This is a genomic window from Ruegeria sp. Ofav3-42 (assembly GCF_022347725.1).
Lineage (GTDB): Bacteria > Pseudomonadota > Alphaproteobacteria > Rhodobacterales > Rhodobacteraceae > Ruegeria.
In genome coordinates this window covers 202,199-217,104 of sequence record NZ_JAKRGB010000003.1, presented here as the reverse complement: position 1 = coordinate 217,104, position 14,906 = coordinate 202,199, and the positions used below count along the sequence as shown (strand labels likewise).

At 58.7% G+C, this 14,906-nt stretch carries 14 protein-coding genes; 8 read left to right on the top strand and 6 right to left on the bottom strand.

Annotated elements, in window-relative coordinates:
• Positions 1–18 precede the first annotated feature (18 nt).
• Together mgtE and MHN28_RS06385 are read left to right on the top strand one after the other, a co-directional pair.
• Entirely contained in the window at positions 19–1,413 is a 1,395-nt protein-coding gene (gene mgtE, locus MHN28_RS06390; RefSeq protein WP_239337237.1) for a magnesium transporter, read from the top strand.
• Positions 1,410–1,973 carry a 5-formyltetrahydrofolate cyclo-ligase gene (locus tag MHN28_RS06385; RefSeq protein ID WP_239337236.1) on the top strand — a complete coding sequence of 188 codons (564 nt, stop codon included), beginning with the start codon at positions 1,410–1,412 and terminating at the stop codon, positions 1,971–1,973. Before mgtE ends, MHN28_RS06385 begins: the two co-directional genes overlap by 4 nt.
• Here MHN28_RS06385 and MHN28_RS06380 read toward each other — a convergent pair.
• A complete protein-coding gene (locus MHN28_RS06380; RefSeq protein WP_239337235.1) occupies positions 1,970–2,206 on the bottom strand; it encodes a DUF333 domain-containing protein in 237 nt (78 codons plus the stop codon). The genes MHN28_RS06385 and MHN28_RS06380 overlap by 4 nt on opposite strands.
• 88 nt (positions 2,207–2,294) lie before the next feature.
• On the opposite strand from MHN28_RS06380, the gene MHN28_RS06375 reads away from it, so the two are divergent.
• The 3 genes from MHN28_RS06375 to MHN28_RS06365 all read left to right on the top strand — a co-directional run bounded on the left by MHN28_RS06375 (position 2,295) and on the right by MHN28_RS06365 (position 5,818).
• Complete coding sequence (locus MHN28_RS06375; protein WP_239337234.1) at positions 2,295–3,110, top strand: TIGR00282 family metallophosphoesterase; 816 nt, start codon at positions 2,295–2,297, stop codon at positions 3,108–3,110.
• Positions 3,111–3,200: 90 nt separating this feature from the next.
• On the top strand, positions 3,201–4,979 hold the full coding sequence (locus tag MHN28_RS06370) for an SLC13 family permease (RefSeq protein ID WP_239337233.1): 1,779 nt from the start codon (positions 3,201–3,203) through the stop codon (positions 4,977–4,979).
• A 98-nt stretch (positions 4,980–5,077) separates the two neighbouring features.
• Positions 5,078–5,818, top strand: a complete 741-nt coding sequence (locus MHN28_RS06365; protein ID WP_239337232.1) for a YbaY family lipoprotein — start codon at positions 5,078–5,080, stop codon at positions 5,816–5,818.
• Positions 5,819–5,832: 14 nt separating this feature from the next.
• Here the strand turns inward: MHN28_RS06365 and MHN28_RS06360 are convergent, their stop codons facing one another.
• From MHN28_RS06360 to MHN28_RS06345, 4 genes are all read right to left on the bottom strand, one after another.
• Positions 5,833–7,494, bottom strand: coding sequence for an FAD-binding dehydrogenase (locus MHN28_RS06360; RefSeq protein ID WP_239337231.1), 1,662 nt, complete (start codon positions 7,492–7,494; stop codon positions 5,833–5,835).
• Between the two features lie 11 nt (positions 7,495–7,505).
• Positions 7,506–8,363, bottom strand: coding sequence for a bile acid:sodium symporter family protein (locus tag MHN28_RS06355; protein WP_239337229.1), 858 nt, complete (start codon positions 8,361–8,363; stop codon positions 7,506–7,508).
• 72 nt (positions 8,364–8,435) lie between these two features.
• On the bottom strand, positions 8,436–9,170 hold the full coding sequence (locus tag MHN28_RS06350; RefSeq protein ID WP_239337227.1) for a glutamine amidotransferase: 735 nt from the start codon (positions 9,168–9,170) through the stop codon (positions 8,436–8,438).
• Between the two features lie 16 nt (positions 9,171–9,186).
• Positions 9,187–10,959: an SLC13 family permease gene (locus MHN28_RS06345; RefSeq protein WP_239337224.1), complete on the bottom strand. Its 1,773-nt coding sequence runs from the start codon at positions 10,957–10,959 to the stop codon at positions 9,187–9,189.
• Positions 10,960–11,069: 110 nt separating this feature from the next.
• On the opposite strand from MHN28_RS06345, the gene MHN28_RS06340 reads away from it, so the two are divergent.
• Both MHN28_RS06340 and MHN28_RS06335 read left to right on the top strand, forming a co-directional pair.
• On the top strand, positions 11,070–11,810 hold the full coding sequence (locus MHN28_RS06340) for a YebC/PmpR family DNA-binding transcriptional regulator (RefSeq protein WP_239337221.1): 741 nt from the start codon (positions 11,070–11,072) through the stop codon (positions 11,808–11,810).
• Between the two features lie 170 nt (positions 11,811–11,980).
• A complete protein-coding gene (locus MHN28_RS06335) occupies positions 11,981–13,255 on the top strand; it encodes a permease (protein ID WP_239337219.1) in 1,275 nt (424 codons plus the stop codon).
• A gap of 9 nt (positions 13,256–13,264) precedes the next feature.
• Here the strand turns inward: MHN28_RS06335 and MHN28_RS06330 are convergent, their stop codons facing one another.
• Positions 13,265–14,155: a LysR family transcriptional regulator ArgP gene (locus tag MHN28_RS06330; protein WP_239337216.1), complete on the bottom strand. Its 891-nt coding sequence runs from the start codon at positions 14,153–14,155 to the stop codon at positions 13,265–13,267.
• A gap of 86 nt (positions 14,156–14,241) precedes the next feature.
• On the opposite strand from MHN28_RS06330, the gene MHN28_RS06325 reads away from it, so the two are divergent.
• The gene (locus MHN28_RS06325; RefSeq protein ID WP_239337215.1) at positions 14,242–14,841 is read left to right on the top strand and encodes a LysE/ArgO family amino acid transporter; all 600 of its coding nucleotides are present in this window, start codon (positions 14,242–14,244) and stop codon (positions 14,839–14,841) included.
• Positions 14,842–14,906 lie beyond the last annotated feature (65 nt).

Here is a 14,906-nt window from a genome sequence, read left to right as displayed (position 1 = left end):
GAACAGACGGGGGCAGACATGACGACAGGCTATGATGAACCCGTAACTGACCCCGCCAACGAAGAAGATGCCTATGCGCTGGACCGACGGACCGTCGCAGCGATCCTTTATGCGGTTGATGTAAACGACCGGGACAAGCTGACGGAGCTGATGGAGCCGCTGCATCCGGCAGACATCGCCGACCTTCTGGAACAGATAAACCCCTATGACCGTGGGCGCCTGATCCGTCTTTACGACAAGGAATTTGACGGCGATATCCTGTCTGAACTGGACGAAGCCGTGCGCGAAGAGGTCATCGGCGTCTTGCGCCCCGACGTTCTGGCCGACGCCGTGCGCGACATGGAAAGCGACGATGTCGTCGACTTGCTCGAGGACCTCGAAGAGCCGCAGCAAGAGGCCATTCTAGATGCGCTGGAGGATTCCGAGCGGATCGCGGCGGAACAGGCGCTGTCTTACCCAGAAAACTCGGCTGGCCGCCTCATGCAACGCGAAGTTGTCATGGCGCCCGAGCACTGGACGGTGGGACAGGCCATCGACTTCATGCGCGCCAACGATGATCTGCCCGAGCAATTCTATCACGTTGTTCTGGTCGACCCGCGCCTGAAGCCAGTAGCACAAGTGACGTTGGGCAAGCTGATGGCGACCCGTCGGGATGTACCGCTGCACGATATCGCAGAAGAGGAATTTCACACCATTCCGGTCGATCAGGACGAAGAGGATGTGGCCTATGCCTTTAACCAGTACCACCTGATTTCCGCTCCGGTCATTGACGGGGACGGGCGTCTTGTAGGTGTCATCACCATCGACGATGCGATGGTGGTTCTCGATGAGGAACACGAAGAAGATATTCTGCGTCTGGCTGGTGTGGGCGAGGAAAGTTCGTTGTCCGACAGTGTCGCCGCCACCAGCAAGCGCCGGTTGCCTTGGCTTGCGGTGAACCTCTGCACGGCAATCTGCGCTTCGTTGGTGATTTCCCAGTTCGAGGCGGCAATTGATCAGTTGGTGGCGCTGGCCATCCTGATGCCGATCGTCGCCTCGATGGGCGGCAATGCCGGCACGCAGTCGCTGACGGTTGCGGTGCGGGCGCTGGCGACTCGCGACCTGACCAATGCGAACGTCATGCGCGTGATCCGGCGCGAATTGTTGGTCGGCATGCTGAACGGGCTGTGTTTTGCCATCGTCCTGGGCACGGTCGGGATGATGTGGTTCGATTCTCCGATGCTGGGTGTCGTGATCGGGTCGGCCTTGGTCGTGAATATGATCATCGCAGGCTTTGCAGGTACGGTAGTACCGGTCTTGCTGGACCGTCTGGGCGTTGACCCGGCGCTGGCGTCAGGGACTTTTGTGACGACCACGACGGATGTCATGGGGTTCTTTATCTTTCTTGGGCTTGCCAGCGTGGTGCTACTGTGACCGATCTGGCTGAAATCAAAGCCGCTGCGCGTAAGGCGGCTTTTGCTCGCCGCAAGGTGGCGTTCGATGCGCGTTTGCCGGGGGCGGCCGGGCGCTTGTCCGAAGTTCTGGCAGGCCATCGTAGCGTGCCGATGTCGGGTTACATGCCGATCCGCACCGAAATCGATCCGCTGCCCGCCATGGCCGAAGCTGCGGCCTACGGCCCGGTTGGCGTGCCGGTCATTCAAGCGGCCGGGCAGGCGTTGCGGTTTTCGCGATGGACGCCCGAGGGCGTTTTGAAAGATGGCCCGTTCGGCGCAATGATTCCCGAGGTTGACGACTATTTCGATCCCGAGATTCTGATCGTGCCGCTGGTTGCCTTTGATGCGCGTGGTGGAAGGCTGGGTTATGGGGGCGGTTTCTATGACCGCACTCTGGAAGGGTTGCGCGCCAAGCATCCGACCCTGGCCATCGGCTTTGCCTTTGATGCGCAAGAGGCAGAGGGACTGCCTCTGGAGCACACAGATCAGCCGCTGGACATGGTCATCACGGAAAGCCGGATACTGACCTTCAAACCCTAACCCATGTTTTCAGCGCGGAAGTACTCCCATGCATCTTGCTTGGAACCGTCCGGCAAGGTGCAGATTCCGGTTTGGCCGTTCTCACCATCCTGTATCTCGTACTGCCCGCCTTGTTCGATACAGAAGGTCGCGGCCGGATTGGCCAGCCCGACGGGCTGATCCGCAGTCTGATTAGTCTGATCGCAGGCAGCAAGGAGGGCCATGGCGGCCACAAGAGTGCAGTAACGGGTCATTTATGTCTCCTGTCCAATGCGTTTTCACAATGCATGGCGCCACCTTAACCACTTGTGCTTGCCGGATGCCACACTTAGGACGTTAGGCATGAGAATACTATTTCTGGGTGACGTCATGGGCCGCGCCGGACGCGCGGCCATTCAGCAGCATTTGCCACGTCTGCGCGACGAATGGCGGTTGGACTTCGTTGTGGTCAATGGCGAAAACGCTTCGAACGGTATGGGTCTGACGGGGGATCACGCCAAGCTGCTGTTGGACTCGGGCGCTGATTGCCTGACGCTGGGCGATCACGCGTTCGACCAGAAGGATATGCTGCAGTTCATCGAAAACGAACCTCGTATCGTGCGCCCCGTAAATTTCGCCAAAGGCGCGCCGGGCAGGGGGCATCGTTTGTACACAGCACCCGGCGGGCGCAAGGTTCTGGTTGTTCAGGTGTTGGGGCAGGTTTTCATGAAGCGTCCCTTCGACGACCCGTTTTCGGCCATTGAACCGATCCTGAAATCGCACCCGCGCGGTGGTCAGGCACAGGCGATCATTGTTGATATGCACTGCGAGGCGACATCCGAGAAGATGGCCATGGGCCACTATTGCGATAAGCGCGCAAGCCTTGTGGTGGGCACGCATACGCATGTTCCGACTGCGGATGCGCAGATCCTGCCGGGTGGCACGGCCTACCTGTCGGATGCGGGAATGTGCGGTGATTATGACTCGGTCATTGGGATGGACAAATTGGAGCCCATGCGCCGGTTTATCACCGGCATGCCGAAGGCCCGGTTCACACCGGCCAACGGTGAGGCCACGCTGAGCGGTGTGTTCGTTGAAACTGACGACCGCGATGGGCAGGCCAAATCTGTTCAAATGGTGCGCGTTGGCGGGCGGTTACAGCAGGCGGGGCCGCAATAAAGGCACGTCAGGCTTGCTCTGTCGCGCGCAATGCGTGAAACTGCCTGACGGGCGCGCAAGCCAGGCCAGGGTTCGGACAGAATACCAAGAATGCAATTCCTTCAACTGACAGAAACGGGAAGCGCAATACTCGCGCTGTTGGTCGTTGCAGGCATGTTCATCATGTTCCTGCGCGAAGTCTATCCGACGGAGGTCGTCGCCATCGGCGGTGTTGCGGTGATGCTTGTGACGGGTATTCTGCCCTACCAAAGCGCGCTGGCTGTCTTGTCCAACCCCGCTCCTTGGACGATCGCCGCGATGTTTATCATCATGGGCGCGCTGGTGCGGACCGGCGCGTTGGACGCGTTTACCTCGACGGCTCAGAAACAGGCGCAGGTAAACCCAAAACTCGCGATCGCGACGCTAATGGCATTTGTTGTCCTGGCCTCGGCTGTTGTATCGAATACGCCTGTCGTCGTCGTTATGATCCCGGTTTTCGTTCAGATTGCCCGAACTCTGAACGTACCCGCGTCAAAGCTGCTGATCCCGCTTAGCTATGCCGCCATAATGGGCGGAACGCTGACGTTGATCGGTACATCGACCAACCTGCTGGTGGATGGTGTTGCCCGCGCGCAGGGCATGACGGCCTTTTCGATTTTTGAAGTTACGCCGTTGGGCATTGCCGTAGTGATTTACGGGATGTTCTATCTGCGTTTCATCGCGCCGCGATTGCTGCCGGATCGGGACAGTATGGCGTCCATGCTCAGCGATCGTTCAAAGATGAAGTTCTTTACCGAGGCCGTGATTCCACCAGACAGTAACCTGATCGGGCGCGAAGTGACCGGAGTCCAACTGTTCAAGCGCCCGGGCGTGCGCTTGATCGACGTGGTTCGGGGTGACGAGTCACTGCGTCGTAACCTCAAGGGCGTTAACCTGAAGGTCGGCGACCGTGTGGTCCTGCGAACCGAGATGACGGAATTGCTTAGCTTGCAGACAAATAAAGAGCTTAAGCGTGTCGACCAGGTCTCGGCGGTTGAGACCAAAACGGTCGAGGTTCTGATCACCCCCGGTTGCCGCATGGTCGGACGGACACTTGGCGCAATGCGGTTACGGCGGCGTTATGGTGTCTATGTGCTGGCCGTGCACCGACGGAACCAGAATATCGGGCGCCAGTTGGATGATCTGGTTGTTCGGGTTGGGGACACTCTGCTGTTGGAGGGCTCACCGGCGGATGTCCAAAAGCTTGCCGCTGATATGGATATGGTTGATGTAACTCAACCTTCGGCCCGCGCCTTCCGCCGAAGCCACGCGCCGATTGCCATCGGATCGCTTACGGGGATTGTTGTGTTGGCTGCGCTGGGCGTGGCACCAATCCTGCTACTGTCGATTTTGGCAGTTGCAGTTGTTTTGATGACCCGCTGTATTGACGCGGATGAGGCGTTTTCCTTCGTCGAAGGTCGGCTGCTGGCCTTGATCTTCTCGATGCTGGCGATTGGGGCGGCACTCGACAAGTCCGGTGCGGTTTCGCTGATTGTCGAGGCTGTGGCTCCTGGCCTCAGTGCCTTACCGCCATTCCTGATTATTTGGGCCGTCTACTTGTTGACCTCGGTGCTGACCGAACTTGTGTCGAACAACGCTGTGGCGGTTGTGGTGACACCGATTGCAATCGGGTTGGCACAGGCAGTGGGGATCGACCCGCGTCCATTGGTGGTGGCGGTCATGGTGGCCGCTTCGGCGTCATTCGCGACGCCGATCGGATATCAGACCAACATGATGGTCTACGGCCCCGGCGGGTATAGATTCACGGATTTCCTGAAAGTTGGCGTACCACTGAACCTGACCGTCGGTTTGTTGGCGTCGCTGCTGATCCCCTTGATCTGGCCCCTTTGAAGTCGGCGCAGAACCGCTGGTTTTCCTGCGAAGTCCTTGTAAACTCTGATTCTCACACAATGTTTTGAATAAGTGAATTTACAGGAAGGAGCACGCCAATGCTCAAGACCGGATACACTGTGCTGACGGCTGCAGCCATTTCTGCCGTGCTGACTGGCGCGGCCGCAGGTGGAACGATCGAAGGTACGGCCACGTATCGCGAACGCATCGCGGTTCCGCCCGACGCGACGCTTTATGTGCAATTACAGGATGTCTCGCGCGCGGACGCGCCGTCGGTGACCCTGTCGGCCAAGCGTTACGCGTTGACCGGTGTGCCCGCGCAGTTCGAGTTGAGCTATGATGACGCGCTGATCCGGGAGGGGATGCGCTACGTGGTGCGCGGCTCGATTTTCCAGGGCGACAAGTTGTTGTTCACAACAGACACCGCCTATCCGGTTTTGACAAACGGTTCCGGCAACACAACAGACTTGGTTCTGGTGAAAGCACAACCTGCGGGTTCTGCTACGCTGGAGGACACTAACTGGATGGCCACCGGACTAAATGGGGCCGCGCTTGAGACTGAAAAGCGCCCGTCGCTTTCTTTCGCTAAGGATGGTGCATTCTCGGGCAGCGGTGGATGCAATCGCTTTTCTGGTCAGGCCGAAATCTCTGGCAACAAGATCAATTTCCCGGACAATATGGCGGCAACGCTGATGGCCTGCCCGCCGCCCTTGGATGATGTGGAACGGCAGTTTTTTAAAGCTCTGCAGGGTGTCACCGCATATGCCTTCAAAGGCGATACGCTGGTGTTACTGGACAGCGCCGGGCAACCCGTCGTGCAACTCGCCCGGCAACAATAGGCCGTAATGGGCCGTCAAGCGACGGCCCTAGACCGTCCGGCATTTCGACCCGAAAAGATGCAGCCACCCAAGAACGAGCCCTCCAGTGCGTTGTAGCCGTGGTAGCCGCCACCGCCAAATCCTGCGACTTCTCCGGCGGCGAACAGGCCGGGGACAACCTGACCATCCGCGCCAACCATTTGGCTGTCGAGATTAGTCTGCAATCCACCCAGCGTTTTACGCGTCAGCACATGCAGTTTGACCGCAATCAGCGGACCGTTGGCTGGATCAAGAAACTTATGCGGCTTGGCGGTCCGGATCAGTTTATCCCCCCGATAGTTGCGCGCTGCCAGAATGGCTGCCATCTGCGCGTCTTTGGTAAAGGGGTTGTCGATCTGTGAATCCCGCGCCTCGATCTGGGCGCGCAGGTGGGCTTCGTCGATCAGACCTCCGCCCAGATGGTTCATTCCGCTGACCAGTTCGGTCAGGGTATTCGCGACGATGAAATCCTCGCCGTGTTCCTTGAACGCCTCGACCGGAGCGGTGGCCTTGGACCCGGTCAGAATGCGTTGGAACAAAACCTCTTTCCAACCGCCGTCGGTCATATCAGGATTCTGTTCGGACCCGGACAGCGCGAATTCCTTCTTGATCACCTTCTGGGTCAGAACGAACCAGCTGTATTCATGGCCGGTCTTCAGGATTTCCTTCAGCGTGCCCAAAGTATCAAAACCTGGCAGGCACGGCGGCTTCAATCGGTTTCCCTCGGCATCGAACCACATGGAGCTTGGGCCCGGCAGGATACGGATGCCATGTGACGGCCAGATCGGGTTCCAGTTGCGCACACCTTCGGTGTAATGCCACATACGGTCGCCGTTGATTACATGACCGCCAGCCTTTTCGCTGATGCCAATCATACGCCCGTCGACGTGGAATGGCACGCCTGCGACCATGTCCTTTGGCGGCTCACCCAGCCGGTCACGCGGCCAGTTTTTGCGCACCATCTCAAAGTTGCCGCCGATACCGCCCGATGTCACGATGACAGCTGGGGCGTAAAACTCGAACTCTCCAACTTCGTCGCGATTGGTTTTGGAACCGTGTGCCGCGGTGTCGTCGGCCAGAACCTCGCCCGAAACGCCTTTGGCCGCACCGTTCTGCATGATGATGTGGCTGACCTGATGGCGGAATCTCAGCTCGATCAACCCGTTTTTGACGTGTTCGCGGACACGGCGAATAAAGTGTTCAAGTACACCCGGACCGGTACCCCAAGTGATGTGAAAACGGGGAACCGAGTTTCCGTGACCATCTGCGTATGAGCCACCCCGTTCAGCCCAACCGACAATCGGGAACCAACGCAGGCCCATGTCGTGCAGCCAAGGGCGCATCTCGCCGGCCGCGAATTCCACATAAGCCTCGGCCCATTTGCGGGGCCACGCGTCTTCATCGCGGTCGAACTGTGCGCTTCCCATCCAGTCGCGCAAGGCCAGGTCATAACTGTCCTTGATGCCCATTCGCCTCTGCTCGGGCGTATCGACCATGAAAAGCCCACCGAGGCTCCAGAATGCCTGACCACCAAGGAAATGCTGGGGCTCCTGATCGACCACGATCACCTTCTTGCCGCGATCGCCCAACTCGGCGGCGGCTGCCAGCCCGGCCAACCCGGCCCCCACGACGATGGCATCTGCAGAATTGTTGGTCATGTTATGTCCTTTCAGCGGCGGCGGAACCACAGGATGAACGGCAGCGCCACGGCGTACATCGTGATGCCGTACACGGCCGAGGGCAGTGCCAGCGGGCTGAACCCGCTTTCAGTCCCGGTGATCAGCGCGGCCAGCGTAATCCCAAGCGTAGAGTTTTGTATGCCGGTCTCGATTGAGACCGTTTTACTTTCCTTCCACGACAGATCTGCGGCACGCGCCAGTCCCAGCCCGATCAGCAACAACGCGATGTTCAGCGAGATCAACCCGGCGCCCATGACGCCGAGGTTGTCGACGAACAGCTGCCAGTTTCCGGCCAGGGCCGCCAGAACAATCAGCACGAACAGGACGGTCGCGAGCTTTGAAAGCGGCGCTTCGATCCTGTTTGCAAACCCTGTTGCAAAGCTGCGAAGTGCTACGCCGATGGCAACGGGCAGCGTGGTGATAAGAAACATGGCGATGGCCAGCCCTGTGATCGAAACCTCTGGCGCGGCATCGCCCAAAAAGTAGCTCACTGACCACGCGGCCAGGAATGGAACGGTCATCATCGAAAGCAGGCTGATGATGGCGGTAAGACTGACCGAAAGGGCGACATCCCCTTTGGCCAGCTTTGACAGGATGTTGCTGGTCACACCACCCGGGCAAAAGCTGAGGATCATGATGCCAACCGCGATCTCGGGTGGAAGGGCAAACAGTTTGACCGTGATGAAGGCCGCGACCGGCAGCAGCACAACCTGACTCAGCGCGCCGATGGCGAATGGGTAGCGCCGGTTAAAGACGCGGCGGAAATCGGCAACCTCGAGCCCAACGCCCAGAGACAACATGATTATGGCCAGCGACAACGGCAGGCCGACATTTATTAGAAGATCCAAGAACAACTCCTCCCAAAGCCGTTCGGGTCACCCTAAGCGAGCGATCGTGGATCAGGCAATAACGCCGTTAGGTCATCCGTAGCGTTCGGCAAATCTGCGGAGGATTTCGGCCGGTTGCGTGACGTCCGCTGCGTGGCACATGTCGATCAGGCGCTGCGCGTCCTCGGGCGGGAAATAGCCGTGGTTCTTGTAGATATTGATGCGTTGCTCAAAGTCGCGCGCATCAGCTTCGGGGTGGAATTGTGTGGCGTAGACATTCTGCCCCCAGCGGATCATCTGAAACGGACAGGAGTCCGAGGCCAGCAGGTGGACGCACCCGTCTGGCAGCGCTTGCACCGCTTCCTTGTGGCCTACGAAAGCGTCGAATGTTCCCGTCAGTCCAGCCGTCAGCGGATCTTGAGCGCCATCTTCTGTCAGGTGACAGGTCGAGGGGCCGACGGGTTCGCCATACTTGTCTTTGCTGACGTTTCCCCCAAGGTGTGCGGCCAGAATGCCCAGCCCATAACAGCAGCCCATAAAGGGATGATCCTGCGCGATGATCTGCGGCATTAATCCCATGATGGCCGCCTCAATGCGCGCGTCGGTCTCGGATTTTGTCGCCGGGTCGTCACTGACGCAACCGGGGCCGCCGCCGACGATCACCCCGGCATAATCCGTGACGTCCAGATCATCGGGCAATTCCTCGCAATCCAATCGAATACGATGGGTTTGCTCGGGTGCAAGCCCGGTTTTGTCCAGGATCGATGCGTATTCGGCATCGGACGCGTCGGTTTCAGGGCGCAATTGCAGGATCAGAAATCGTTTCATGGGGGGCTCTTATCCGTCACAGCGGCCAGAACACAAGGATCGAAGGGACAGAAACGGCAACGATCAGGATTTCCAGCGGTAACCCCATGCGCCAGTAGTCGCCAAAATGATAGCCTCCGGGACCAAGCACCAACGTGTTGTTCTTATGCCCAATTGGGGTCAGGAACGCAGCAGAGGCAGCCACGGCGACGGTCATCAGGAACGGATCGGGCGATACCTCCAGCGTGCGTGCCATTTGTATGCCGACCGGGGCCGCAACGATGGCCGTCGCCGTGTTGTTCAGCACATCCGACAGCGTCATGGTGACGACCATAAGGACTGTCAGAATGGCCCATGCGGGCAGGCCGTCGGTGAGTTGTACCAGTGCATTGGCGATCAGCTCGGTGCCGCCGGATGTTTCCAATGCGCTGCCCAAGGGGATCATCGACCCAAGCAGCACAACCACAGGCCATTCGATGTGATTGTAGATATCCGCAATCGGCATAATCTTGGTCAGCACATACGCAACCACAACCAGACCCAAGGCGATGGGCAGGTAGATCAGCCCGACACTGGCCGCCATTACGGCGGCAGCAAACAAACCGATCGCCAGCCAAGCCTTTTCGTTGGCGGTAACATTCAGCCCGCGTTCAGCCAGCGGCAGACATCCCAGCCAATCGGTTACATCGGCACTCCGGTCGCGCGGGCAGAGCAGCAGAAGGATATCCCCCGCCTCGATCTGCGTTTTGCGCACCTGCTCGGTGATGCGGCGGCCCTGGCGTGAAATGCCCATGAGAACAGTACTCTGACGCCAGGCCAATCCCAGCCCCTGCGCTGTGCGCCCGCTGACGCGGGAGTTCACCGGTACGACCACCTCGATCACTTCGAGACCGTCCCCTTCAGCCGTCAAAAGTTCCTGCCGGCGTGTGTCCGAAAAGTCGAGGTTCAACGCAGCGCGAAATTCGTCCAGCGCCTCGGGGCGGGCCTCCAGCACCAGCGCGTCGCCCGGTTTGATTGTCGCGTGAGTCGACCTGCCATAGCGCCGTTTGCCATCCCGGATCAGGCCGATGATGGCCACATCTGATTTTTCGGCGGCTTCGTACAATTCGCTGACACGCTTGCCGATTTGTGGCGACTCGGGTGGTATGGTGAGCTCGGCGATGTACTCAGCCAACATTTCGGAAGTTTCTTCCTGCGGTCCACGGTTCGGGATCAGGCGCCAGCCAACCAACGAGACAAAGGCCAGCCCGGCGATTGCCGCCAAACCACCAACCGGGGCGAAATCGAACATGCGGAACGGCTCGCCCAGCGTCTCGGCACGGATTGAGGCGATGATGATGTTGGGTGGTGTTCCGATCAGCGTGGCCATGCCCCCGAGGATGGTGGCAAAACTCAGCGGCATCAGAGTCAGACCAACTGACCGGCCCGCCTTGCGTGCGGTCTGGATATCGACCGGCATCAGCAGCGCGAGCGCGGCCACGTTGTTCATGAAGGCCGACAGAACAGCGCCGATCCCACCCATCAGCGCGATATGCGCACCCAGTCCCCGCGACGCATCCACCAGTGTGCGCGTAATCAGAAAAACCGCGCCCGACCGCACCAACCCGGCTGAGACGACCAGGACAAGCGCCACGATGATGGTAGCGGGGTGCCCGAACCCGGCAAAGGCGTCATCGACGGGCACGACGCCCAGAACAACTCCGAACAACAAGGCAGTGAATGCCACGAGGTCGTATCGAAATTTCCCCCACAACAGCATTCCAAATACAGTGGCGAAAAGGGCAAAAAGAATAATCTGGTCTGACGTCATGCCGCCACCATACCTGTCGAGGGGGCTGTCGCAAGCCGCTCCCTTGATCCCATGCCCTGCAAACGTCTATATGAGCGCCGAATACGCAATCACTATCACGAGGACGCATCATGGCAGGCCATTCCAAATGGGCCAACATCCAGCACCGCAAGGGGCGTCAGGACGCCGCGCGGTCCAAACTGTTTTCCAAACTGTCGAAAGAAATCACCGTCGCCGCCAAGATGGGCGACCCTGATCCTGACAAGAACCCGCGCCTGCGTCTGGCCGTAAAAGAGGCCAAGTCGCAGTCGGTCCCCAAGGATGTGATCGACCGCGCGATCAAGAAATCGGTGGCGGGCGAAGGCGATGATTACGAAGAAATCCGGTACGAGGGCTATGGCCCCAACGGCGTAGCGGTGATCGTCGAAACGATGACCGACAACCGCAACCGCACCGCTTCGACTGTACGTTCGACCTTTTCAAAGAATGGCGGGAACCTGGGTGAGACCGGCTCGGTTGGGTTCATGTTCGAACGCAAGGGCGAAGTGGTCTACACGGCGACCGTAGGCGATGCGGACACAGTATTTGAGGCGGCAATCGAGGCTGGTGCCGAAGATGTCGAAAGCTCGGACGAAGGTCACATCATCTGGTGTGCCGATACCGACCTGAACGAAGTGTCGAACGCACTCGAGGCGGCGCTGGGCGAAACCGAGTCCACCAAGCTGGTTTGGAAGCCCACGACGACGACTGAACTGGGTCTGGAAGACATGCAGAAGCTGATGAAACTGGTTGATGCGCTGGAAGACGATGATGATGTTCAGCGCGTGACCACGAATTTCGAAGCGACGGATGAGGTCATGGCGCAGCTCTGACCCGTATTGCGGTAGAAGCTTGTAAAACCCGGCCTCTGGCCGGGTTTTTTGCATTGCGCACATAGGGTTCTTGGCCGGTCGCGCTGAAGTGAGTATGCTGAAAAGACTAGATTATTCGACCCTGTGCAGCGAACACGCTGCGCAGAGCACGGAGAAACACAGACAAGCGAGTGACGGACATCGCTCAGGACACGTCCAAAAGAAACGTCCCGGTCCTGGCCGGGCAAAGCATTTTATCCCAGGTCGCCTGGACTTTGGGCAGCCCGTCCGTCGTTTTGCCGTTTCTCGCGGTCTCGTTGGAGCTTCCGATGTTCATAGCCGGGGCATTGGTGTCGGTGCGCATGGTTGGCAGCATGATTTCGGACGTGTTTCTGGCGCAACCGATTGCGGCGCGTGAACGGAAGAAACGCGCAATTGCTATGACCGAAATTGCCATCGGCGCCTGCCTCGTCATGGCCGTGGTCGTTGCAGCGACCGGTGTCGTGCCGGTCATCGGGCTGGCCTTTGTGGCGGCCTTCTTCCTGATCGGTGTGATCGAAGAGATTCAGTCGCTCATGTTCACCGACCTGCTTGGGGATCACGTACACTCCAAATCGCGGATGATCATGCACTACCTGCAGCTTGGCGTCGGTGGGTTGGGGGCGATTGGTATCGTCCTGCTGGTTCATGAGATCACTAAGGAAAACCCACCGTTTTCCCGCCATTCCGCAGTCATCGCTGTCTCTGTGACCTTTTTCGTTTTATCCGGCCTGTCGATCCTCATGATGTCAGAGGATGCAGGGCCGTCAGAGGAAAATGCCAACCCGCGGCCCGTGAAAAAGCGAAAGTTCATCGAGAATTTCACCGATATCGCTGCCATGTTCGATGAGGCCTGGTTCCGCCGATATATGCTTATGCGTATGCCGCTTGTGGTTGTCTCGCTGTCCGTGCCCTTCTTCGCCCTGATCGCGGCCGAAGCTCATCACAGTTCGGCCAAGGGGCTGACAGCCATGATCGTGTCGTCGGCGTCGGGATATCTGGTGTCTGCCCCGTTGTGGCAGTTTGTAAACATGAAATCACACCGCGCCGTGATGGTGGTCGGGAACCTGATGGTTGCATTCACCGGGGGTGCGCTTTTGGCGGTTCATTTTATGGGCATGGATCATGAGGTGCATCTGCATGCCGTTGCCTTGTTCATTGTGACAGTGGCGGTGACGGGGATCGGCAGCGCCAGAAAGCTTTATTTTCTGGATGTCGCGCCCAAGGACCAGCGGGTCAAAGGAGCGGCTGCAGTCAAAAGCATTTGCCGGATTTCCGGGGTGTTGTTCTCTGCCGCTCTGGCGGGTGTGGCGCATATGCACGAGGTCGCCTGGGCAATCGCGTTCATTGTCGCCACCAGCGTATTTGCAGCAATCACCTGTTACCGTGTGGTTCTTCCACGTACCAAGAAAGCAGTTCGTTCTTGAACCGGCGTCTCAGGTGTCGACAGGAAGAAGGGCCTTCGCCGCAGTGCGTCTGACCGCGGCGGTGAGCGGGGCAAGTGCGGTGGACAGGACCCGGCCGACTTGCCAGGTCAGCCTGACGTCCAGCGGAGCGTTTGGTAGCACAGGGCATAAGCGGCCGTTCTCCAAAGCTTCCTGCGCAAGGCCGACTGGGTTCATGCCCCATCCCAATCCGGAAATAGCGGCCTCAACAAACCCTTGCGAAGAAGGCAGAAAGTGCGATGGCGGTGAGAGGCGTTGACCTGTTTGCCGAGTTATCCACGCTTTTTGCAGGCCGTCTTTGCGGTTGAACGTCAAGCAGGGTGCGCGGGACAATGTGTCGGCATTGACGCCGTCCACAAACCACTTGCGCATGAAATCCGGGTTGGCCGTGGGTAGATACCGCAAGGCGCCAAGGGCGAAGGCGTCGGCGCCAGGGATCGTGTCTCCTCCGACTGTGATGGCGGCGCTGACCTCGCCGCGTCGCAGCCATTCTGCCGAGTGGTCCTGATCGTCGACGACCAGATCGAACAGCAGGCCGTCGACCTGCGACATTGCGTTGATGAACCACGTCGCCAGGACGTCGGCTGGAACCGCGATGCGTACACGTGCTGGGCCGCTCGTCTGATCCATTGTCAGTTCGCGGGCCAATTCCGCCTCAAGCAGCCCAATATCCTCGGCATGCTGCGCGATACGTAAACCCATCGGAGTGGCCGTGCAGGGTGTTCCCCGATTTATCAGGGCCGCACCCACGCGGTCCTCAATCGCTTTGATCCGCTGTGAAATAGCCGATGGCGTCACCGATAGTTCAGATGCGGCAGCGTCAAAACTACCATGGCGCAAAATGGCGGACAGCGCGGACAGGTGGTTGGGGTCCAGTAGCATTAGCCTAGCTTAATTCTGATAAACATCTTTAATTTGATAGATGGCCGCCGGGCGCGTAGTCAATGCTTCAGAACGCAGGAGGCTACATGTCCACATCTCTGATCGCCGGTTTCGCGCTTGGTTTCAGCCTTATCCTCGCCATTGGCGCACAAAACGCGTTTGTCTTGCGTCAGGGACTGCGGCGTGAGCATGTATTTCCCTTGTGTCTCACCTGTGCGGTATCGGATGCCATCCTGATCGCGGCAGGGGTGGCCGGGTTTGGAACGCTGGCGCACGCCTTGCCGTGGTTCGAGACGGTCATGCGTTATGGCGGCGCGATTTTCCTGACATGGTACGGGCTGCGCAGCCTGAACTCGGCCTGGCGCGGCGGCGCGGTGATGGAGATCGGTGAGGCCAGCCGCACCAACCTGAAACCGGTTCTGCTGACCGTACTCGCGTTCACCTGGCTCAATCCGCATGTATATCTGGATACGGTTGTTCTGATCGGGTCGATCTCGGCGCAGTATGATGACCGTATGGCATTTGCATTGGGCGCCATGACCTCAAGCTTTGTCTTTTTCTTTTCACTTGGTTACGGGGCTGGCGTTCTTTCGCCGATTTTTGCGCGACCAAGAGCATGGCAAGTGTTGGATATTCTTATTGGTTTGGTCATGTTGGCAATTGCTGCCAAACTTGTGTTGATGTGACGGGTTGCCTCTTCCAGGCTTTCGGTGTTCTACCGTTAACATGACAACTTTAGCCTCCCAACCTC

What these genes read in the sequence shown, in the direction of transcription:
- mgtE (WP_239337237.1), top strand. Translation starts at nt 19, where the DNA reads ATGACGACAGGCTATGATGAACCCGTAACTGACCCCGCCAACGAAGAA.
- MHN28_RS06380 (WP_239337235.1), bottom strand. Translation starts at nt 2,206, where the DNA reads ATGACCCGTTACTGCACTCTTGTGGCCGCCATGGCCCTCCTTGCTGCC.
- MHN28_RS06375 (WP_239337234.1), top strand. Translation starts at nt 2,295, where the DNA reads ATGAGAATACTATTTCTGGGTGACGTCATGGGCCGCGCCGGACGCGCG.
- MHN28_RS06370 (WP_239337233.1), top strand. Translation starts at nt 3,201, where the DNA reads ATGCAATTCCTTCAACTGACAGAAACGGGAAGCGCAATACTCGCGCTG.
- MHN28_RS06365 (WP_239337232.1), top strand. Translation starts at nt 5,078, where the DNA reads ATGCTCAAGACCGGATACACTGTGCTGACGGCTGCAGCCATTTCTGCC.
- MHN28_RS06360 (WP_239337231.1), bottom strand. Translation starts at nt 7,494, where the DNA reads ATGACCAACAATTCTGCAGATGCCATCGTCGTGGGGGCCGGGTTGGCC.
- MHN28_RS06350 (WP_239337227.1), bottom strand. Translation starts at nt 9,170, where the DNA reads ATGAAACGATTTCTGATCCTGCAATTGCGCCCTGAAACCGACGCGTCC.
- MHN28_RS06345 (WP_239337224.1), bottom strand. Translation starts at nt 10,959, where the DNA reads ATGACGTCAGACCAGATTATTCTTTTTGCCCTTTTCGCCACTGTATTT.
- MHN28_RS06340 (WP_239337221.1), top strand. Translation starts at nt 11,070, where the DNA reads ATGGCAGGCCATTCCAAATGGGCCAACATCCAGCACCGCAAGGGGCGT.
- MHN28_RS06330 (WP_239337216.1), bottom strand. Translation starts at nt 14,155, where the DNA reads ATGCTACTGGACCCCAACCACCTGTCCGCGCTGTCCGCCATTTTGCGC.
- MHN28_RS06325 (WP_239337215.1), top strand. Translation starts at nt 14,242, where the DNA reads ATGTCCACATCTCTGATCGCCGGTTTCGCGCTTGGTTTCAGCCTTATC.